Origin of the sequence: Cupriavidus campinensis, from assembly GCF_905397395.1 — a bacterium.
GTDB lineage: Bacteria > Pseudomonadota > Gammaproteobacteria > Burkholderiales > Burkholderiaceae > Cupriavidus > Cupriavidus campinensis.
In genome coordinates this window covers 1-20,813 of the sequence record NZ_CAJPVH010000008.1, presented here as the reverse complement: position 1 = coordinate 20,813, position 20,813 = coordinate 1, and the positions used below count along the sequence as shown (strand labels likewise).

18 protein-coding genes are annotated in these 20,813 nt (G+C 60.0%); 5 read left to right on the top strand and 13 right to left on the bottom strand.

What is annotated here, in order from left to right; translation table 11 throughout:
• Nucleotides 1-89: 89 nt before the first annotated feature.
• Entirely contained in the window at nt 90-392 is a 303-nt protein-coding gene (locus KHO18_RS07205; RefSeq protein WP_008650724.1) for a zinc ribbon domain-containing protein, read from the top strand.
• Nucleotides 393-449: 57 nt separating this feature from the next.
• Here KHO18_RS07205 and KHO18_RS07200 read toward each other — a convergent pair whose 3' ends face one another.
• The gene (locus KHO18_RS07200; RefSeq protein WP_011514822.1) at nt 450-2,939 is read right to left on the bottom strand and encodes a heavy metal translocating P-type ATPase; all 2,490 of its coding nucleotides are present in this window, start codon (nt 2,937-2,939) and stop codon (nt 450-452) included.
• 499 nt (nt 2,940-3,438) lie between these two features.
• Nucleotides 3,439-3,861 (bottom strand): flagellar basal body rod protein FlgB, encoded by a 423-nt coding sequence (gene flgB / locus KHO18_RS07195; RefSeq protein ID WP_008650726.1) that lies wholly within the window; start codon nt 3,859-3,861, stop codon nt 3,439-3,441.
• A gap of 296 nt (nt 3,862-4,157) precedes the next feature.
• Here flgB and KHO18_RS07190 point away from each other — a divergent pair, with 296 nt between their 5' ends.
• On the top strand, nt 4,158-5,225 hold the full coding sequence (locus tag KHO18_RS07190) for a porin (protein ID WP_011229350.1): 1,068 nt from the start codon (nt 4,158-4,160) through the stop codon (nt 5,223-5,225).
• Between the two features lie 229 nt (nt 5,226-5,454).
• Here the strand turns inward: KHO18_RS07190 and KHO18_RS07185 are convergent.
• The 10 genes from KHO18_RS07185 to czcN form a co-directional block, all read right to left on the bottom strand.
• A protein-coding gene (locus KHO18_RS07185) for an IS3 family transposase (RefSeq protein WP_372585118.1) occupies nt 5,455-6,602 on the bottom strand; the annotation gives its coding sequence in 2 pieces (ribosomal slippage) (nt 5,455-6,359 and nt 6,359-6,602; 1,149 coding nt in all).
• A 616-nt stretch (nt 6,603-7,218) separates the two neighbouring features.
• Entirely contained in the window at nt 7,219-7,620 is a 402-nt protein-coding gene (gene czcE, locus KHO18_RS07180) for a copper-binding periplasmic protein CzcE (RefSeq protein WP_011514820.1), read from the bottom strand.
• Between the two features lie 108 nt (nt 7,621-7,728).
• Nucleotides 7,729-9,159: a sensor histidine kinase CzcS gene (czcS, locus tag KHO18_RS07175; protein ID WP_011229349.1), complete on the bottom strand. Its 1,431-nt coding sequence runs from the start codon at nt 9,157-9,159 to the stop codon at nt 7,729-7,731.
• A gap of 4 nt (nt 9,160-9,163) precedes the next feature.
• A complete protein-coding gene (gene czcR / locus KHO18_RS07170; RefSeq protein WP_008646724.1) occupies nt 9,164-9,841 on the bottom strand; it encodes a heavy metal homeostasis two-component system response regulator CzcR in 678 nt (225 codons plus the stop codon).
• Nucleotide 9,842: 1 nt separating this feature from the next.
• Nucleotides 9,843-10,793, bottom strand: a complete 951-nt coding sequence (locus KHO18_RS07165) for a cation diffusion facilitator family transporter (RefSeq protein ID WP_062739169.1) — start codon at nt 10,791-10,793, stop codon at nt 9,843-9,845.
• Between the two features lie 50 nt (nt 10,794-10,843).
• A complete protein-coding gene (gene czcA, locus KHO18_RS07160) occupies nt 10,844-14,035 on the bottom strand; it encodes a heavy metal efflux RND transporter CzcA (protein WP_004635342.1) in 3,192 nt (1,063 codons plus the stop codon).
• Nucleotides 14,036-14,051: 16 nt separating this feature from the next.
• Nucleotides 14,052-15,614, bottom strand: a complete 1,563-nt coding sequence (gene czcB, locus KHO18_RS07155) for a heavy metal efflux RND transporter CzcB (protein ID WP_004635340.1) — start codon at nt 15,612-15,614, stop codon at nt 14,052-14,054.
• 17 nt (nt 15,615-15,631) lie between these two features.
• Entirely contained in the window at nt 15,632-16,888 is a 1,257-nt protein-coding gene (czcC, locus tag KHO18_RS07150; RefSeq protein ID WP_004635338.1) for a heavy metal efflux RND transporter CzcC, read from the bottom strand.
• A 75-nt stretch (nt 16,889-16,963) separates the two neighbouring features.
• Entirely contained in the window at nt 16,964-17,311 is a 348-nt protein-coding gene (gene czcI / locus KHO18_RS07145) for a CDF family cobalt-zinc-cadmium transporter CzcI (protein ID WP_137924345.1), read from the bottom strand.
• A gap of 314 nt (nt 17,312-17,625) precedes the next feature.
• Nucleotides 17,626-18,276, bottom strand: coding sequence for a heavy metal efflux RND transporter CzcN (gene czcN, locus KHO18_RS07140; RefSeq protein ID WP_020206397.1), 651 nt, complete (start codon nt 18,274-18,276; stop codon nt 17,626-17,628).
• A 249-nt stretch (nt 18,277-18,525) separates the two neighbouring features.
• On the opposite strand from czcN, the gene KHO18_RS07135 reads away from it, so the two are divergent.
• Nucleotides 18,526-18,984 carry an MgtC/SapB family protein gene (locus KHO18_RS07135; protein ID WP_004635330.1) on the top strand — a complete coding sequence of 153 codons (459 nt, stop codon included), beginning with the start codon at nt 18,526-18,528 and terminating at the stop codon, nt 18,982-18,984.
• Nucleotides 18,985-19,091: 107 nt separating this feature from the next.
• A complete protein-coding gene (locus KHO18_RS07130) occupies nt 19,092-19,499 on the top strand; it encodes a hypothetical protein (protein WP_004635327.1) in 408 nt (135 codons plus the stop codon).
• Nucleotides 19,500-19,586: 87 nt separating this feature from the next.
• Here KHO18_RS07130 and KHO18_RS07125 read toward each other — a convergent pair whose 3' ends face one another.
• Nucleotides 19,587-19,763 (bottom strand): hypothetical protein, encoded by a 177-nt coding sequence (locus tag KHO18_RS07125; RefSeq protein WP_004635326.1) that lies wholly within the window; start codon nt 19,761-19,763, stop codon nt 19,587-19,589.
• A 598-nt stretch (nt 19,764-20,361) separates the two neighbouring features.
• Here KHO18_RS07125 and KHO18_RS07120 point away from each other — a divergent pair.
• Nucleotides 20,362-20,813, top strand: a 452-nt coding sequence (locus KHO18_RS07120) for a DNA-binding protein (protein WP_211942953.1), incomplete at its 3' end; no start/stop codon positions are given.

The window sequence follows — 20,813 nt, the reverse complement described above, 5'->3', positions numbered from 1 at the left end:
CTACAGGCATTGGCTGACGCGTAGCAGCGCAAGTCGTCGCAGCACCCGACACCACGGGGCCGCAGCGACGATCCATCCACTTAGGAGGAATGATGGGTTTCTTGGAAAGGCTCATGGGCCGTCACAGCGGCGGTCATCACGGCGGCGGAAGTGAGCACGGTCGTCGAGGAGGTCATCATGATGGTGGCGGCAGCTACGGCTATGGGAATCCTTTGCCACCACAAAGCCCCGCCGGCGTCCACTGCCCCAACTGCGGCACGGTGAGCGCCCAGGGCGCGCGCTTCTGCCAGCAATGCGGCAGTTCACTGGCTCCGGCGCCGTGCAGTCGATGCGGCACCTTACTCCCACGCGACGCAAAGTTCTGTGGAAGTTGCGGCAATGCCGCCAAATGAGTCGGCGGCCATAGCTGCCGCCGCATCTGGCATCGCCATCATTGCGGCCGGGGCCCGTCATGGGGATTTGTCGCGATAGGCTAGCAGTCGAAGCGCATTGAACACGACGATCAGCGTCGACCCCTCATGCATGGCCACGGCGGGCCCGATACCGAGGCCGAGGATCGTGGCTGGCAGAAGGAACGCCACGACGCCGAGGCTGATATACACGTTCTGAAGGATGATGGCCCGCGTATGTCGGCTTAAACCGACCACAAAAGGCAGGTGTTGGAGGTCGTCGGCCATCAGCGCAACATCCGCCGTTTCCAGTGCCACATCTGAACCTGCCGCACCCATTGCGATGCCCACCGTGGCGTTGGCCATTGCCGGCGCGTCGTTGACGCCGTCGCCGACCATGGCCACTTTGGCTTCCGCGCGCAACGTCTGGATGGCTTTGACCTTGTCCTCAGGCATCAGATCGCCCCAGGCTTCATCGATACCTACGTCCTTGGCGACGGCTTCGGCTGCGCGCTGGTGATCGCCGGAGATCATGATCATGCGTGTGATACCCAGCCTGCGCAGTGCCTCGAGGGCAGCGCGCGCCGAGGCGCGCGGCGTGTCCATCAGCCCAATGGCGCCGAGGTCCCGATCTCCCTGCCTGACGATCATTGTCGTGCGGCCAGTGCTGCGCAGCGTCTGCACTGCGCTCGCCATCGATTCGCTAAGCGGTGCAATCCCGTCGGCGCCGAACATGTCAGGCTTGCCAATCCAGACGGTCTTACCGCACAACGTCGCCGTGACCCCGCGTCCGGTCAAGCTTTGGAGATGAGACGCTTCCGGGATGGAACTGCCTTCCAGGCGCTTGCGGCCATCGCGGGCAATGGCCGCAGCCAACGGGTGGTCGCTGAGCGACTCCACGGCGACCGCTACGCTCAACAATTCCGCTTCAGCTACTCCTTCGGCGACCATCACATCGGTAATACGGGGGCGCCCCTCCGTCAGCGTCCCCGTCTTATCGAATGCAATGGCTTTCAGTGAACCCAGGTTTTCGAGCGGCGCCCCGCCCTTGATCAGTACACCCCCTCTAGCGGCGCGCGCTACCCCCGACAGCACCGCGCTCGGTGTCGCGATGGCGAGCGCGCATGGGCTGGCGGCAACCAGCACCGCCATGGCGCGGTAGAAGGTCGCACTGAACGGCTCATTGATCACTAGCCCTGCAAACAGCAGCAATACCGCCAGCACAAGCACTGCAGGAACAAAGATCCGTTCGAACTTCTCAGTGAACCGCTGGCTCGGTGACTTTTGCGCTTCGGCCTCGTTGACCATCTTGACGACTTTCGCCAGGGCGCTGTCCGTGGAAAGGCGCGTCACTTCCACTTCAATGGCGCCGGCGCCATTGATGGTTCCGGCGAACACGCGGGACACGGCCCCTACGGCATCGGGCTTCCTCCTGGCTGCGGCGGCGTCATCCACGGGCTGCTTGTCGACCGGGATGCTTTCGCCAGTAACCGGCGCTTGATTGACTGCGGAAGCCCCCTTTACCAGAAAACCATCGGCGGGGAGGCGTTCGTTCGGCCGAACCACCACCACATCCCCCACCTGCAATTCCTCGACGGGGACCTCTCGTACCTCGCCTTCACGCCGCACACTTGCTGTAGCCGGTGCGAGCGCCGCCAACGCTTCGATCGCCCGCTTGGCGCGCCCCATGGCGTAGTGTTCGAGCCCGTGGCCGAGACTGAACAAAAAGAGAAGTAGCGCGCCTTCCGCCCAAGCGCCTAACGCCGCCGCCCCTGCGGCGGCTACCAGCATCAGTGTGTCGATTTCGAACTTCTTTAGCCGGAGGTTCTCTATCGCTTCCCGAACGGTATAGAAACCACCAAAAAAATACGCGCCGACAAAGAAGGCAACCGGAATCCATGCTGGCAGGCTGCCGAACAGCTTACCAACGGCAAATCCGAGACCAAGCAAGGCCCCACAGATCAGGGAGAAGATTAGCTCAGTATTCGGGCCAAACACGCTGCCGTGTGCGTGGGCCTCATGCCCCTCGCCTTCCCCATGTGCATGATCCTTGACGCCTTCGCGGTGTTCATGGTCTGCATGACCGCTCTTCCGGGCACCGATCTCAACCGGCGCGAGCCCGCGTTTTGACAGGGCCTGCTCGATCCCTGCCGCGGAGATCCGATCGTTGTCGAATTCGACGCGCGCTATGCCGGAGGCGCTGACTTCGGCCTCGATGACGCCGGGCAAGGCCCGCAGTTGGCTAGCTACGGTTCGCGCTCGTCGTTCGTGCCAGACGCCCTTCAATTGCCAAAGCACATGACCAAACCGCGACGAAATCACCGCACCCGTGCTTGTCACCAGCTCCCGGATGCGGGCAAGGGAAATCGCTGCGGGATCGTAGTGGACACATATCTGTGAATCGCTATCAACATTTGCAGTTTTTATATGCGCCGCCTCGACGCCCTCTTTCCCTCTCAGTTCGGACAGCAACCGTTCTACACAGGGATCAGAGGAATCGGGAAGGCCAGGAAGCAAGACAGGAATGTCCAGGCGCAGCTTTTCGGTCATTGTCGCGGGCTCCAGTCAGTCTGAATCGGCATTCACGCCGTTGCACACTATTAGCAACTAGTGTGCCCCGCATTGCAACAACAAAGCTCAACGAGTCAGCGCCCCAATGCCCCGCCGTAATGCGTTGGTAATGTGCCCGCAATCTGAGCGTACTATCTTGCGGATGACAGGATCCTCATGTCATCCGTCCAGGAACCATACAGATGATTAGCGCCGTCGCATGCTCTGCCTTGCTGGCCTACGCTTTGCCGGCTCCTGCGACCGGTGATCGACTCAGCGAGAAGCCGACCCAGTGGCACACCCTCGCCATTGGACATTCAGACACGGGATACGCCTCCCGCGACCAACGGGTTGCCTGGGCGGCCAACCCGCGACATCGCACAGCCAAACATCCGTCGAAGCAGGAATCCGCAGCGAGCACACCGGAGCCGTCTTCCAGAGACGCGTCCAGCGCTGTCGCCGCACCCAAGCCGCCCTGCCAGTAGTCGCGGTTTCCCCGCTAGGGCCGCATGTCCTGGTAGAGCTTGAGCATGTCCTTGTACTCGTCGGCAGTCTTTTGAATGGAGAACCGCATCCGCAGCGCGTTCTCTGCAAACGCCACACGCTCGACGTCCATCTCCACGGTGTTGCCGTCCATACTCGACTGCAGGGGGACGCGATACATCAGATCCTCTTCCAGCGCGGGCTTGCTTGCCTCGATGTGTCGCGGCGAAGTCATGGTCATGCCCGCAAAATTCTGGCCACTGCCCATCACCCTATCCAACTCGGCGCTGAAGTCGATATCGCGCGCCTTGTAGTTCGGCGTATCCGCATTTGCAATATTTGCAGACAGCAGCTCGAACCTCCGTGTGCGAAGTCGCAGCGCTTGCTCATGAACGCTGTCTTCGCTACGCGCCCATTTTGCGACGTATGGCGTGTCCATCCTTACTCTCCAACTAGATCGGAACCCGCAGCGTATTGCAAAGGCAGTCGATCTTGCTTCGAGAGAAGCGACCTCTTTTCGTGAGTTTCCCATTACCGGCCCGCAATGTTCGCGCGCACACAGGTTGACGCGTCCGCGCGAAAGCCATGTCAATCCACATAACCCCGGTACGTTCCACCTTGTCGTCATCACGCGACGAAGTGACCCCACGTAATTACTTCGCAATCTGACCGTCATCTGCAGATTTCTATACTCGCCCCCACCAAATTAATTTCGGGTCTTAATGAGGAGAATCCATGAAGATTAGTCGCATTGCCGTCGCATCCCTCGGTCTGTTCGCTACAACCGCATTCGCTCAATCGAGCGTCACGCTGTATGGTGTGGCCGACGCGGGTATCGAGTATCTGAGCAACGTCCCATCGGCTTCGCCCGGTGGCTCGAACCAGGTTCGCATGACCTCCGGCAACATGTCGACGTCGCGTTGGGGCCTGCGTGGCGTCGAAGACCTTGGCGGCGGTCTGAAAGCCATCTTCGAATTGGAAAGCGGCATTTCGTTCGACACCGGCGCACAGAACAACAGCACCCGTCTTTTTGATCGTAGTGCCTTCGTAGGATTGGGTAGCAAATATGGTCAACTGACGTTGGGTCGTCAAACGACACCAATGTATGACACCACGCTGCAACTCGACCCGATGGGCTTCGCGCCGCGCTACTCGCTCTTCAAGATGGATGACGTCTTGGCGGGTCGCGCTGACAATGCTATCAAGTACCGTGGCATCTTCAGTGGCCTGACGGTCACCGGCCTCTACAGCTTTAGCCGCACCGGCGGCGGCGAAGTGCCGGGGAACTACAAGGTCGATCGAAACATGGGCGTATCGCTCATGTATGAAACCGGCGCCCTCGCTGTCGGCGCGGTGTACGACGAGATCCAGGGCAGCACCGTCGCCACGGCCGACCGCAAGGACCGCCGCGCTCTAATTGGCGCGAGCTACGCTTTCGGACCGGCTAAGGCATTTATTGGTTATCGCTGGTACAACGGCAATGTCGGTGCGCTGCCGACGAACGGTTCTAACATTTACTGGGCCGGCCTGCGCTATGGCCTGACGCCCGCACTGACGCTGACCGGCGCCGCCTACTACACGGACAGCCGCAATTCTGGCGCAGACCCGTTCCTGTTCGTTGCCTCGGCAGATTACGCTTTCTCGAAGCGTACCGATGTGTATATGAACGTCGGTTATGCACTGAACCGCGGCAACTCGCAGCTGGGCATGAACGGCTACAACTCGACGACCGGCAGCCCGACCAACGTTGTCCCTGGCAAGGATCAGACCGGCGTCGTCGTAGGCGTACGCCACAAGTTCTGAGCGAGCTCAAAAGAATCGACACTTTCTTGTTAATTCAAGAGAGTTTGTGCCTCCCAACCGGGAGGCATTTTTTTATGACAGGATCGTAATACGCGGGTAATTCAGTGGAGCAGGTCCGGTAGCTAGACTGTGAACACGGTGAGCGATTAGAGACTCACAAACATTGACTCCGGAGAGATTCCATGAAGACGATTCACACTGCCTGGTACGTCCCCGGTTCTGTAGACAGTTACAGCGATCGAGTTGGGTGAGCTTCCTCGAAAGCCATGGGAGACAGGCCGCCATTGTGCCCGTGGCGGCGCTGTCGGTTGTAGAACACCTCGATGTAGTCGAACACGTCTGACCTGGCATCGTTCCGTGACGGATAGACCTTGCCCCGGATTCGTTCCTTCTTCAAGCTGCTGAAGAACGACTCGGCCACCGAGTTGTCCCAGCAGTTGCCACGCCGGCTCATGCTCACCTCCAACCCGTGTTCGCGGCAGAACCGCTGCCAGTCGTCGCTTCCGTACTGCACGCCCTGATCGGAGTGGATCGTGACCGTTCGCGTCGGCCTGCGGCGCCAGATCGCCATCAGCAGTGCATCCAGCGCCAACTCCCGCGCCAACGTCGGTTTCATCGACCAGCCGATGACCGCACGGGAGTACAGATCCAGCACCACCGCCAGGTACAGCCAGCCTTCGGCCGTGCGCAGGTAAGTGATGTCCGTGACCCAGGCGTGATCCGGCTCGGGCACGGTGAACTGCCGCTGCAGCCGGTTGGGCGCTACCACTGACGGTTTACCCGTCTTGTAGCGGCGGCGTTGCGGCGACCGCACCGAGCGTAAGCCGTTCTCGCGCATTAGGCGTGCAACCCGGTGCTTGCCGACACGTTCGCCGGCTTCGATGAGATCACGATGAATGTTGCGGCTGCCGTACACGCCGCCGCTGGCCAGATAGGCTTCTTCGATCAGCTTGAGCAAGCGTGCATCCTCAATCGACCTGGCCGAGCGGGGCTTGGCCAGCCAGGCGTAGTAGCCGCTGCGTTCGACCTTCAGGACCCGGCACATCGTCGTGATCCGGAACTCGTGCTGGTGCGCATGCATGAACCCGTACCTTGCCCTTACCCCCTGGCAAAGTACGCGGCGGCCTTTTTTAGGATGTCGCGCTCCTCCTCGACACGGCGAAGTTCGGCGCGCAGTTGTTGGTTCTCGCGCTGCAGATCGGCATCCTGCTGCGTCTTGCGTGCCTGCCGGCTGACCCCGCTGCGGCGAAGCCACTCGTACAGGCTGTGGCTCGACACCCCCAGCCGCTGCGCCACTTCCGCCACCGGGTAACCGCGTTCGGTCACCTGCTTGATCGCCTCGGCCCGGAACTCATCCGTATATCGCTTGCTTTTCATGCTTCCTCCAGTCTCAAAAACACCCTATCAGGTGTCTACAAGACCGGGGACGTACCAGCCCTGATTGCTGCTGCCCTCACGATTGCTGCCGCCGGCTCCGCCATCGCTGCTACCCCTGATGGCCAGATCCACCGTCCCCGCGACCCCTACACCGACGGCGGACGCGCCGCAGTCAACGACATTTACGCCGGCGGTGCACGCATCGACAAGCGCGACGTGTTCACCGACGGCGCACGCCTCGGCCAGCGTGACGTATTTACCGACGGCTCGCGTATTGGGCCGCGTGATGTGTTCACCGATGGCGCACGCGGAATTTGACGCAAGCCGTCCCTGAAACTCAGACCGACCTCTGTGGGGGAGCCAGGCACCCGTCAGTTGCTTGGCTCTTGGTGCTCTTTCGCTTTATCCCGATGGCGAAAGCTTCCGAAGCTTGCCCTCCCCGGAGGGCAAGCTTTTTTTCCCTCCATCGGCGTCAATCCGGTGCCGTTCATGATGCGGTGGCGCGTGCTACAACTTCCCATCGCCTCGTGTATTGCTAAGCGGCAGAACCGACGCCAATGACGATGAAAAAGGCCCCGCATTGTGCGGGGCCTGTAGTTCACCGGTTCAGCAACGTTCAGCCACCTGTGAAGAGGTCGCTTCTATCAATATAGACGCGCACGCCAGCGCTACCCGGCAGATCCGGCATCAACAAGCCAAGGTCCACACTCGTATCCCTGACCATCTGGGCGAAGGTCCATGCGACGATCTTCTCGCCGGCCCGAAACGCCACCGTCTCGCCAGAGTCCACGTTGACATACCGCATCCCTGGCTTCACGTCGATAATGCGACTGGCCTGAGATTGGCCGGCTGGATCGCCATACAAGGTCGCGTGACGCTTCGCCATCGCCTGCGCCGTCGCCGTCGACGCAGGCACGCCCGGTTTCAACCCGGTCATTTCCAAAGCATACGAAGCCGACATCCCACCCAACAGCAACGCCGCAAACAGCAAGGCGTGTTTCTTCGTTTTCATAGTCATCTCCTTTCTAGAGACTTCGTTGATCTATGAAAACGAGTGTATAAATTGTACGCATGCTGCAGCCTTGCCCGGCGATTACAAATAGGCAATCGGGCTCATTGCACCACTCTACCCAACGACTGGTCGGTCCTGACTCGGCCTACCCACCGAAACCCGCGCTGAGGCTTCAGCACCGTTGAGCGGGAAGCGCAATGTAAAGCGTGTCTTCCCATCCAAGCCGCTCACGGCTGACGCGTCGCCGCCATGGAGCTCCATGATCGACAGGACGATGGCCAGGCCCAGCCCCGTGGACTGTGACGAGTTGGATCTCGCCCTATCCCCACGGAAGAACCGATCAAAGATGAGGGAAAGTTCCCGCTCCGGGATTGGGTCTCCAACGTTCGTGATGTCGATGCAACAATGTGCCGCTTCGCGGCGCACCACCAGATCTATCATCGAATTCGGCCACGCATGACGGACCGCATTTGACAGAACATTGTTGATCGCACGCTGGAACAGAATGGCATCAGCGACCAGGGTGGCATCCCCGCTTACCCTGATTACGACGCTTCGCTCCTCTGCAAGCACCGAAAAGTAGGCGGACAACTTGCGAAGTTCTGCATTCAACTGGAGTTCCGTCAACTCGAGCGCCACATTGGCACTGTCAGCTCGCGCGAGGAACAACATCGCATCGATCATCCTCGCAAGTCGCTGGTATTCGACCAGGCTTTCCTCCACCAAGGCGACATACTCGGGCCCGGTGCGGTCTCGTGACAAGGCGACCTCGGCATGTCCAATGAGGTTGTTAAGCGGCGTGCGCAAATCATGGGCAAGATCGGCGGAGAACCGCGACAGCTTCTGATAACCATCCTCGAGGCGTTGCAGCATCGCATTGAACGCAGAGGCGATATCACGCACTTCGGTGGGCTTGGGTGGCATGTCCACCCGGTAGCTCAGCCGTTCCACACTGATCCGGTTGATCTGCTTGATAAGTACGTGCGCCGGCTCCAGCTCACGGCGCGTAATGGCCGCCCCCACCAGGGCCGTCAATATCACACCGACGGTGGTACCAAGCACGAGCGTCGTCCGGAATCGCGCAGTCACCTGCTTCCTGTCCTCGCCAGACTTCGCCACGAACACCGTCGCCCGCGTACCGTCTCGCCCCAACACCGCATCGGCGGACTGGAACATGAGCGATGACTTTCCCGTGACCGCCGCTTGGTCAGTGCCTTCCAGCAATGCATCGTTGCCCGTGCGAAACAAAAGCCGGCCATCCAGCGCCGTGACGCGAACGATGAGGTCCGAGTAACCTCGCACCAGATCATCGAAGCGATGCTGCGCCGCCGGGACGCCCTGCACCCCGTCCACCTCGCGCAAGAAATGCTCGACCTGTTCGAGTTTTCCCTTTACAACCTCATCGTCTCTGGCCTCGAGTTGCGCGGCGAGCGAGTAGTAAGCAAAGGCGCCCATGCTGGCCAGCGCGATAGACAGTACCAATGCAAAGAAGAGCCCAAGCCGCCTCGTCAGTGACAGCGGGGTTATCGAAGTCCCGGGCCTCATTCCGTCACCGGCCGCGCTCTGGGTCGAGGACATAGCCCATTCCCCGTACGGTATGGATCAGCTTTTGATCGAAGGGATCATCCACCTTGGATCTCAGGCGCCGGATCGCGACGTCAACGACATTGGTATCCGTGTCGAAGTTGACGTCCCAGACCTGGGACGCGATCGTGGTTCGCGACAGCACCTCCCCTCTCCGGCGCATGAGCAGGTGCAACAGCGAGAACTCCTGATTCGTCAATTCAATGCGGGTAGTTCCCCGGAATACCCGCCTTCCAAGCACGTCGATGTCCAGATCGGCAATGCGCAATCGCTCGGACTCCTTCGAGGTGCTTTGGCGCAAGCAACGCCGGATACGGGCAAGGAGCTCGGCAAAGGCGAAGGGCTTGACCAGGTAATCGTCTGCCCCCAACTCGAAGCCTCTGACACGATCCGCCACATCATCCAGCGCCGTCAGAAACAGTACGGGTGTCTCGGACTTGGATCGAATGGACTTGATGACCGTCCACCCGTCCATACCTGGCAGCATGACGTCCAGGATGATGACGTCGTAGTCGGTCTCTTCCGCCATGTGGAGCCCATCGCCACCATTGTTCGCGATGTCGACCACGAAACCCGACTCCGACAATCCCTTCTGCAAATACTCCGCAGTACGCGGTTCGTCTTCTACAACAAGTACCCGCACCTTAGTTTCCTCCTGCAGCAAGCGACTTCGATCCGACCAGTGCTGGCGATGCATTGAAATGCTGAGCTGCATCCGCTTGTTCGCATGGTGCCAGTTCGAACTGAATGGTCACGTGCGTGATATCGAATTTGTCAGCCAGCATCTGCTTCAATTCCGGTAGCACTTCCATTTCCGGGTTGACGGCCGTGTCATTCACGACATGAACCGTCAAGCTCGCCTTGCCGCTGGTAAGTGCCCAGATGTGGAGGTCATGGAAGCTTTTTACCCCGGGCGTCGCCAGAATTTGCTTCTCAACCTCTGCCAGATCCACGTCATCGGGTACGCCTTCGAGCAGCACATTCAGGCTCGACTTCAGCAGGATCCAAGTGCGAGGCAGTACCCAGAGGCCGATCAGCACCGCAATGGCGGAGTCGACCCACGCCCAGCCCGTGAAGCGGATGATGATCGCATCGGCGATGACGCCAACCGACCCGAGCAGATCGCTCCAGACTTCCAGATAAGCACCCTTCACGTTCAGGCTGCTGCTTTGCCCGGAGGACAGCATGCGCATGCTGATGAGATTGATGATCAGGCCCAGCACAGCCACGACGAACATGCCGGTTGACTCAATCTGAGGTGGCGATTTCAGCCGCAGGTAGGCTTCGTACAGGATGTAGATAGCCACACCGAACAGCAGCAATGCGTTAAAGGCCGCGGCAAGAATCTCAAAACGGTAGTAGCCAAATGTCCGCTTCTTGTCCGCGGGTCGCTTGGCGATCGCAATAGCAGCCAGTGCGATGGCCAGTGCGACGGTGTCCGTGAGCATGTGCGCGGCGTCGGAGATCAACGCCAGGCTCTTCGTCATGACACCACCGACCACTTCGGCAATCAGGAACGTACCGGTCAGCGCAAGGGCGATCTTGAGCGATCGCTCGTTGCCACCGGGATGGTCGTGTGAGTGACCTGCGCCCATAGAAACTCCTATAAAAATTGGGCGGTACGATGACCGCCCAAGGATTTACGTCATGCAGGCTGGCGGCCTTGATCCGGTTGATGCGTCTGAGTGACTGGCTCGCGAGTATCTTCCGCGTCCTCATCCTTGCGGTGAGCAAGTCGATAGAGCACCGGCAACACCAGTAGGGTCAGCGCCGTGGACGACAAGATGCCACCGATTACCACCGTTGCGAGGGGACGTTGCACCTCAGCGCCCGTACCGGTGGCGATGGCCATCGGCACGAAACCCAGGGATGCCACCAGGGCCGTCATCAGCACCGGACGCAGTCGCGTCAGGGCGCCAACTCGGACCGCGCTGTCGAGGGAATGCCCTTCTTCGCGCAGCGATCGGATAAACGACAGCATCACCAGACCATTGAGCACCGCCACCCCGCACAGCGCGATGAAGCCCACCGCTGCAGTAATGGACATCGGAATGCCGCGTATCCACAGGGCAAGAATCCCGCCAGTCAGCGCAAAGGGAATGCCCGTGAAGACTAGCAAGCCATCCTTGATGTTGTTGAACATCGCAAACAACAGTACGAAGACCAGCAACAGCGCCACCGGCACTACCACCTGCAGGCGGGTGGTGGCGGACTGCAGTTGCTCAAAGGTGCCACCCCATGTCATCCAGTAGCCAGCCGGGATCTTGACCTGGCTTTGGATAGCCGCTTCCGCCTCGGGCACGAATGAACCAATATCACGTCCACGAACGTTGGCACTGATCACGATGCGGCGCTTGCCGTTCTCGCGCGAGATCTGGTTCGGGCCGGGCGCCATTTCCAGCGTCGCCACCTCGCTCAATGGGATAAACGTCGTTCTCGCGTCCACTCCTTTTGGCAACGGAATCGGCAATCGGCGCAGAGCCTCGACCTCGCCGCGCACAGCTTCGGGCAGGCGGACCACGATATCGAAACGACGATCGCCCTGGAAGAAGGTTCCGGAATCACGGCCTCCGACGCCCGTTGCCACCGCGTCTTGCACGTCGCTCATGTTAAGCCCGTATCGCGCCGCCTTCTCCCGATCGATCTTGACCGTCAGCATCGGCAAGCCGGTGGTCTGTTCTACCTTCACCTCCTGCGCGCCGGGGATGCCCTGCAGCACGGCCGATACCTTCTTCGCCGTCTCGCTGAGCACGTTGTTGTCATCGCCGAAGATCTTGACTGCGACGTCCGAGCGGACCCCGGAGATCAGCTCGTTGAACCGCAGCTGGATCGGTTGGGAGAACTCGTAGTTGTTCCCGGGGATCTTGCCGGCTTCCTCCTGGATGGCGGACAGCAGTTCGGCATGTGTTTTCTTCGGCTCTGGCCAATCCTTCTCAGGCTTGAGCATGATGTAGCCATCCGAAATATTCGGCGGCATCGGATCGGATGCAATCTCCGCCGTACCTGTCCGCGCAAACACGCGCTCGATTTCGGGGAATTTTGCCTTGAGGGTCGTCTCGATCGTCTTCTGCATCTCCACGGACTGCGACAGGCTCGTGCCAGGAATGCGCAGCGCCTGGATGGCAATGTCGCCTTCGTTCAGATTGGGGATGAACTCGCTGCCCAGGCGGGCCGCAATGGCCACGCACAGAACAATTGACACCGCGGCAAACGTCAATACAACGGCCGTGTTCGCGAGCGACTTTTCCAGCAGCGGCTCGTAGCGACGCTTCGCCCAGAGCATGAGACGATTTTCTTTCTCGGCCACCCGTTCGCCGATGAACAAGGCGACCGCAGCCGGAACGAACGTCACGGACAGAATCATCGCGCCCAGCAGCGCCAGGACGACCGTGAACGCCATCGGGTGGAACATCTTGCCTTCCACCCCCGTCAGCGCAAAGATCGGCAGGTAGACGATCATAATGATGAGCTGACCGAAGATCAGTGGGCGACGCGCCTCCTTCGCTGCGGCAAACACCTCATGGAACCGCTCGGAGCGCGTCAATGGCCGGCCATGGTGTTCCTGCGCATGCGCCAGTCGCCTCACACAGTTTTCGACAATCACCACCGCGCCATCGATGATGATGCCGAAGTCGAGCGCGCCCAAGCTCATCAGGTTCGCACTGATCTTGTAGTTCACCATCCCCGTGAAGGTGAACAACATCGCCAGCGGAATGATCGTCGCGGTAATCAGCGCCGCGCGGATGTTACCCAGGAAAAGGAACAGAATTACGATGACGAGCACCGCGCCTTCAAGAAGGTTCTTCTTGACGGTCGCAATGGCCTTGTCGACCAGACGTGTCCGGTCGTATACCGTTACGATCTTCACACCTTCCGGCATCGTACGGTTAATGGAAGCGACCTTTTCATCGACCGCTTTTGACACAGCCCGGCTGTTTTCGCCGATGAGCATGAATACCGTGCCCAGCACAACTTCCTTGCCATTCTCGGTTGCCGCACCGGTACGCAGTTCCTTGCCAATCTCCACATCCCCGATGTCGCGAATGCGGATCGGCTGCCCCTGCGCTGTACCGACAATAATGTTGCGGATGTCGTCTTCGGACGCAACCTGACCCGGCGCACGAACCAGATACTGCTCGCCCCTACGCTCGATGTAGCCCGCACCCACGTTGTCGTTGTTCTTGTTCAGCGCATTGACGACGTCGGTCAGCGTCAGCCCGTACGACGCTAGCCGTTCAAGACTCGGCGCGACCAGGTACTGCTTGTTGAAACCACCGATAGTATTGATCTCGGTGACACCGGGCACGTTACGCAGTTGCGGCCGTACCACCCAATCCTGGATTTCGCGCAAATCTGTCGGCGTATAGGCAGTCCCGTCAGCTTTGCGAGCACCCTCTTCGGCTTCAACGGTCCATAGATAGATCTCCCCGAGGCCGGTCGAAATAGGCCCCATCGCCGGCACAACGCCTTCAGGCAGATTGTCCTTGGCTTCCTGGATGCGCTGGTTGACGAGTTGGCGCGCGAAATAGACGTCCGTGCCATCCTTGAAGATGACCGTCACCTGCGACAAGCCATAGCGGGACAGGGAACGCGTCTGTTCGAGTCCCGGCAGGCCGGCCATCACGACCTCGATCGGATACGTAACACGCTGTTCGGTTTCGAGCGGTGAATAGCCTGGTGCCGAGGTATTGACCTGAACCTGAACGTTGGTAATGTCAGGGACCGCGTCGATCGGTAGTCGGTTGTAGCTGAAAATCCCTAACCCGGCCATTCCAAACACGGCGAGCAGGACCAGCCATCGCTGCTGGATGGCGAAACTAATGATACGTTCAAACATTGCTGTTTCCCCCGTATCAATGGCCGTGTTCGGCGCTGGATTTGCCAAGTTCGGCCTTCAGAACAAAACTGTTGGCGGCGGCGTAACGTGCGCCCGGCTTCAGGCCCTCGACAATCTCGATGACCTTGCCGTTTGTCCGGCCGACCTTCACCGGCTGCGGCACGAATCCACCTTGAACCGCGACAAAGACTACGCTCTCGCCATTGACGTCCTGGACGGCCTCGGTCTTCACCGCAACGGGCACCTCGACATCAGCACCGAATACGTCGACCGTGACGAAGAGACCCGGTCGCCAAGCCATCTGTGGATTGGTCAATGTTACGCGGGCCTTCGCCGTCCGCGTCTGCTCGCCCAGCAGCGAACCCACGTATGAAACGGTGCCATCTGCCTTCACATCGGACGATGCCGAATTGATCGACGCCTTTTCGCCGATGCGCACCCGCTCGACATCCTTGGCAGACACCACGAACTCGGCCCAGACGGACGACAGATCCGACAGCGTGAACACGTTGGCGTTGTCCGCCACCGCTTCCCCAAGCGAGATATGCTTTTCAACGATCATGCCGTCGAACGGTGCGCGCAGCTCGTAGCGATTGAGTGCCGTCGAGCTGTTGCTGGCGCCAATGGCGGTCAGCTTCTGCTGCGCGTTCTGGACACTGATCTGCGCTTCCTGCAGCGCGTTGCGGGCGCTCAGATAATCTTGCTCCGCAGAGATCTTCTGTTCCCAGAGCTTCTTCTCGCGGTCATAAGTGACACGCGCCAGATCCAGACGTTTCTGTGCTGCGAGCAGTTCGCTGCGCTGGTCAGAAAGTCCGGTGCTCGCGATGACCGCGAGAACCTGTCCCTTCTTAACCTGTTGCCCAATATTGGCCGGAACGCTCTCTACGACGCCAGCCAGTCGCGGCACCACGTGGGCTGTCTTGTCTTCGTTGAAACGGATTTCGCCGGGGAACTGGACGCCAGCCTGGACCTTTGCCGAGCCCGCGGTTTGAACCACTACCCCTGTCTTGGCCAGCTGGTCCGCTGTCAACTCAATCTTGCCTTCCTCTTTCGAGAGCCGCACGGCGAGTGGCGAAGACGAACCGGGCAAGGTCACATTTGCGGTCACGTCAAAGACATGGGGCTCGGCAACTGGCTGTTGGCTTTCCAGCGCGTCGCCAGACACCACGAACTTGAGCGCTTGAGACTCGCCCGTAGCCCGCACGAGCTGGCCTGTCGCTGCCACGCCATTTGCCACCGCCTTCCCAGACTTGCTAACCCAGAGCCGAATACGGGCCTCGCCCTTGGATTCGGCCGTGCCAATTTCGACGTCATAGCCATCACGCGAAAAGAGCGCGCCACCATTGGGGCCCTTCTTGACCTCGTGATGCTCGCCGTCGCCGTGTGACTTGTCATCCTTGTGGTCGGCTTCCGCCGCCTGCTTGCCATGGTGCTCGGTGTCGCCATGCCCCTTGGATTCCGAGTGCCCACCCTGCTCTTCCGGCGCAGAGCGCCCGCTCAGCAGAACGCCACCAGTCGCGACGCCGCCCACCAGTACGATGGCCGCAATGGCAGCCTTTTGTTTGTTCGAAATAGCCATGTTTTATGAATCCCGTCTTAACGTCCCAGAATGCGATCGATCGTGGTCGCCGCCTGATAGGTTTGTCCAAGCACGCCGAGATAGCGGATGCGTGCCTGGAACAGCGTGCGCTGGGCATCCAGGACGTCCAGATAATTGAACTTGCCGGCCTCGAAGCCAATGGTCGCCGCGTTGAAGGCTTGCTCGGCGCCTGGCAAGACGGTCTGCTTCAGCGTTTGTGCCGAGGCGCGCGATACCGACAGCTGGTTCGATGCCATCAGGAGATTTCGGGTCAGGCTGATGCGATTGGCCAGATATTCATCCTGGGCCTTGTCCGCCTGGCGAATGGCCGAATACAAGTTGCCCTGATTCCGGTCAAAAATCGGCAACGGGATCGCCACACCGATCACCGCCATGTTGCGGTTGGCTTCTGTATCTCGCTTGGCACCCAGACTGACTGTCAGATCCGGATACTGGCGGCTGCGCTCAACGCCCACCAATGCCTGGCGGCGGTCAAGTTCAGCGCGGCTTGCGGCCACCAGCGGTGAGTTTTCCAGCTCCTTCAGAAGGAGTTCAGGCGCCGGCCTGGATGGCAGCGCGTCCAGATTGCCCTGTGCTTCGGTAAACTGCGGCGATGCATTGCCCCACAACGCCGTCAACGCCTGACGGGCGGACTGCAGGCTCGCCGTTGCTTCGGCCAATTCAAGTTCGGCGTTGGCCTGTTCGACACGTGCCTTAGTTTCGTCAACCGGGGAGATCTTGCCGGCCGCGACGCGGCGTGAAGCGGCTTGCGCGCCCCTCGCAGCGATATCCGCGGAGCCAGTTGCCAGCTTGACGCGTTCCTGTGCGATCAAGACGGAAAAAAAGCTCTCGATTACCTGCGCCCGAATGTCACCGCGAACGCCAGCCAGCGTTGCCTGCGCCAGTTCGCGCGTCCTTTCCGCGGCATTGATACGAGCCGAGCGCTTGCCGCCCAGTTCGATGGGGATATTCATCTGGGCGGTGGATGTACGGGTGGATTTCCGCGTGTCCTCGACCAGCGTCTGGAGTTCCGGGTTCGGAATAACCCGGGCCTGCATGATCCCACCTTCTGTGGAATCGAGTTCCTTGGCGGCGGCGGACAGGTTGAAATTGCTTCCTGCCGCCAGCGACAACGCGGCCTCGAGGGTCAACGGTCCCGCCGCTTCCCTTGGGAAGACGGGCACCATGGACGTGCCGGTGTCAGATTGCGCTACGGCAAAGTTTGGGCTGAGAAATGCTACCGCCAGCCCGAGCGGCAGAAATAGTCTTCGCATCGAATTGCACCAAGGTATGTGACCAGGAGAATTCGGCGAGAGACGAAAGGAGAAAAAGAGTCGTCGTCTCGCCGATCAAGCGAGACGCTGCCACTGAGGACGGTCGGGAGCCCTGGCATTCAGAGACGAGAACTCGGACGCATGTTGAGTATCGGTCACTTCTACCCGATTCGCTATCAACACGTCCTGCGTCTGTCCATAGACGAACGGGAGGGAGACCAGATGGCATACCCCGCAGTCTGTATCCACGAATGGCTTTTTCTCGGCATCCGTTTTACCTTCCGGCTGCTGATGACGATGCTCGTGGTGCCCAAGGTGCCAAGTGGCCGTGGCTTTCTCGTGCTGACAATAGCGTGCCGCTGCCGCCCAGGAAAACTGGAACGGCAAAATGAGCAGCACGAAGATCAGAACGAAACGTCGCATTCCTTGGGAGACTGTGCGGGGGGCTTGGGGTTGAAGTACTAACGGCTGGGCCGTCGCCGAAGTTTACATGAATCCTCGATCACCAGCATTAAGAGCAGATTACGATTATCGCTTTCGCCTGCTCGTTTTGGGGTGCCGCTTTCGCCCCTCATCAGTCTTACGCTTGGGGGCGGGCCCATGCTTCCACCGCAAATAGACAGCGAACCCCACATACAGGACGATCAGGCCGACCAGCATCACGAGCATGCTCTCGACAACAGAATCGGAGACGTGAGCGTAGTGCATGGCTGTACGTGTATGCGGAGTTGCCCGCATCAGGCAAGCGTCACGACCGCCCGGAGGACGCCGGCGTCATGGAACAAATCAAACGACTCCACGACCACCGACAGGCCGAGAAACCAGACCGAGTCCGCAATATTGCGTTGAAAGGAAGACACATGGACCGTCCATGTCGACTCCCCCCTATACAGCGACAGACGGGGAAAGAACGCTGGTGTACGGCGTGCGTATTCGGCGAATTCCGGGAAGGCGGAAGCCAGAAAGCGGTCTTCCGTCCGGATGACAGCCGGGTACATCAGCGCAAATGCGAGCGCCAGGACTGCGGTAACCGCCAGCGACTCGGTCATCGCCCCTAGTCCGATAATGCCTAGCAAGTTGCAGACATAGAGCGGATGGCGACACAGTGAATATGGACCCGAGGTCACCAAGGTATTGTTCTTGCGCCCGGAAATGTACAACGCGCACCAGAGCCGCCCGACCGTGGCCAGGCTCACCCCCAACATCCCCAGCGTCAGCAGCAGCGGCGACACCCAGGTACCGTCCCAGCGAGAATGGCCAAAGACCAGACTTGCCAGGACAAACGTTACGACAACACGCCAAACGCCGATGCGGTGGCGTGTCAGGAAATTGTCCAGCGCCCTCGAGAGACCAGCGGGTTGGGACGGGGAGATTGAAGAATCGGTCATGCGGTTCGGGGGCTGGAGGAGAATGTCGCGCACTTCGAGTGGACACACTGGCGCGAAAACGAGCACTAATGGCCGGCATTCTAAGGTTGCCCTTCCGTTGTCAGGCTTTATTGCCGAAATGTAATACGTTGTTAATCTTGCCCCCGGGCCAGCGAATCCGGTTGTGTCATAGCTCGGCAATCTGACAGTCATCTTCTGCGACATAGACTGTCTTGGCCATTTTCAGGACACACCCAGAGACGCTCCGCAATGAACGACATCATCCGCACATTGAGCTCGGAATTCTCCGATCTCGCTAATGCTGCCGAGGCAGTACGTGCCGTCGTTCGAATGACCGTCTCTATCGTTTTGGGGGGCTTGCTGGGGTACGAGCGGGAGAGCTCGGGAAAATCCGCAGGCGTGCGCACTCACATGCTCGTCGCGCTGGGGGCATGCGTTTTTGTCGTGGTTCCCCTCCAGGCGGGCGTGCAGCTTGCCGACATGAGCCGCGTGCTTCAGGGTCTCACGTCAGGCATCGGATTCCTTTGTGCAGGGGCGATCCTGAAGCCGGACAATGAGACACACGTCAGGGGGCTCACAACTGCCGCGAGCATCTGGATTGCTGCCGCGATCGGCGTGGCCGCCGGCATGGGCCATGCGGTGACGGCCATCGTCGCGACTGCCTTCGCACTCATCGTGCTCAGAATCCTTCAAATGTCGAAGAAGTAAGACTCCCACTGCTCCCAAGCCACGTGCAGCGCGAATGCGCCAACTTCAGGTTCGGCCAGCATTTCCCAAACGTATGAGCGCGCTTAACAATACGCAAACTCCATCGCATGAGAATTTACCTGGATTACAACCTGTTTGCGTACCTTCACGAGGGCACGAACCCGGCTCTGCAAGCCAAAGTGAGCGCACTGTCCGATCGACATGAGTTTCCTTGCAGCCCGGCGCACATGGAAGAAATTGCCTCGGCGCTCGCAAGACCTTCGGATACTCCCCCGCTCGATCGGTTAGCGGCCGCTTTCTGCAAAATAGACGATGTTTCTCGAATTAGCCGGAACGTGCAATTGTCTCCGACGACGTTAGGCCCGATGGTTACGAAAGAAGAACAGCCTCTCGAGTGCTTTCTTCGGGTCATGCGGCACTATCGCAAAGAGCCGGTTGTCGAGAAGAACGACTGGTATACGCGGGACTCCGTAAAGAAGGGGTCACTTCAGAAAACGGAAAATATTGCACGCTAAGGCATGGAAGAGGACCACTGCTGTCCCCAGGGGCATTGGCCAGCCGATGGCAAGCAGGTAGAAACCAAAGTCGGGGGACTCCCGTTCTCAGAGATCGGCTAGCAGCAGGTAGGCGCGGTCGAGTTGCCGATGAGCTTCCTGCCGGCGATCCATCGCTTCTAGGGCGAGCAGGAGGTCCTCGGCCAGCTCGAAATCGCTTTCCTGGCATGCCCTTTCGAACACCGCAAAGACCTCTTCATACAACGTGCGCCCCGGAACGCCCATTTGACTAACCTCCGGCGGAAAATCCGATGCTCTCTGCCGACTTGGTCCTGCCACGCCGCAGGGGCTTCTGTCCCCCATGGTTAATATGGACGTTCCCACGGCAGGGAAGGTCAAGCATTTTTCCGGCCGCGGGCCGACCTATGGTTCGCAAGCCGCCGCGCGAGACGGTTAGTGCTCGCCCCCTACAGTTCGTCCAGCGACTAGTTACCCGCACCCGGGCGCAGCCGCACCACCAGCATCGCCGCCCACTGGATATGCGGCCAGGCCAGCGAATAGACGAATGTCTGGATCAGGGGTCCCCTTGATTTCGCCGCAATTTACCGGGGTAGCCACCCGTAGCAGCCATGCGGGTTCCAGGGTGATGCCCACCCTAAAACCCTAGTCAAATCAGTCACTTGCTGACTGGTCCTTTTCCCCTTGGTTTTGGAACGTTGACCGCCCCCGCCGCGCGGCCAAGCGCGCCCTGTGGCTGGAAGCCATTGTTTCCGCAAGATAACTAGATTTATCCGTCTTTGGTTTTCCCAAGCAACACATAAATGGCTTTTCTAACGTTAGGTATGTGCGTAAGATAGGCTGAAATGCGCCTCCGGAAACTGCCATGCCCCGCCTCGCCGCCACCCCCGACCAGATCCGCGCCACCGTGCTGGCCATGCTCACCGAGGCCGGCGACGCGGCGCCGCCCACGGCCGCACGCTTTCGCCGCGTGGTGTCGGTGCGCAAGCTGCGTGACCGCCTGGGCGGCGGTGACCCTGCAACGCTGTCGCGTACGCTCAACGCGATCGAGGCCGAGGTGGTGCGCTCGGGCCTGGCCGACCTCGCCCTGCCCGAGATTCCGGTCGAGATCGCCGAAGCGATGCGCGCGCTGTGGCAGGCCGCGGTCGCGGTGCAGCTCGACGACGTGGTGCGCCTGAAGCGCGAGGCGCAAGCCACAGCCGACACCGCCGAGGCCGCCCGCGCCGAGGCCGAACTGCGGGTCGAGCTGCTGCGGGCCGAACTGAGCGAGGTGCGCGGCCAGCTCGCCGCGCGCGACACCGCGCTGGCCGTAGCGTG